Source organism: Vibrio sp. 1069 (assembly GCF_033340555.1).
The window spans coordinates 1-723 of the sequence record NZ_JAWOWP010000332.1; the positions used below are offsets into that span (position 1 = coordinate 1).

General features: G+C 48.1%; 1 pseudogene. It reads left to right on the plus strand.

From position 1 onward, the window contains the following. Positions 1-261 precede the first annotated feature (261 nt). A pseudogene (locus R7040_RS26330) lies at positions 262-723 on the plus strand (acetyl-CoA C-acetyltransferase); the annotation flags it as partial.

Below are 723 nucleotides of genomic sequence, written 5' to 3' on the forward strand. Positions count from 1 at the left end.
CATAACACACTTACCTCGAATAAAAATCCAGCTTCTCGAAATCTGACCATGACTGAATAAAAATTAGGTTGTTATCAATGTGTTTCTTTACCTCACTGTAAAGGCTAGTGCTATGCTTACGTAAACGTCAAGAAATCACAGTGCGATAATTTCGTTGCCGGATAAGGGATAGAGCTTCATCGTTTGAGGTGAGCAAACCTGAATAGGCAATCGTGGTGGGTAAGTTCGTATGCTGTGATACACCGTTAGGGAACGCGAATCATGGGAAACGACATTTGGATTGTCAGTGCGAAAAGAACGCCAATTGGGCGCTTTCAAGGGCTGTTGCAACCGTACTCCGCACCGCAGTTAGGCGCATTTGCCATAAAGGCCGCGATGAAATCGCTGGGTGAAAACGTACTTTCTGAGACCGTCATTGATGAAGTGTTGATGGGCTGCGTACTACCAGCCGGATGCGGACAAGCGCCGGCTAGACAGGCTGCGCTCGGTGCGGGTTTACCACCCAGTACAGGGTGCACAACCATCAATAAAGTTTGCGGTTCGGGAATGAAAAGCATCATGCTTGCTCATGACTTGATCAAAGCAGGCACCATTCGAACGGCTGTTGCTGGAGGTATGGAAAGCATGACGAACGCGCCCTATTTGTTGAAAGAGGCGCGCAATGGCATGCGATTAGGGCATCACTCCACTTACGATCACATGTTTCTCGATGGATTGCAGGAT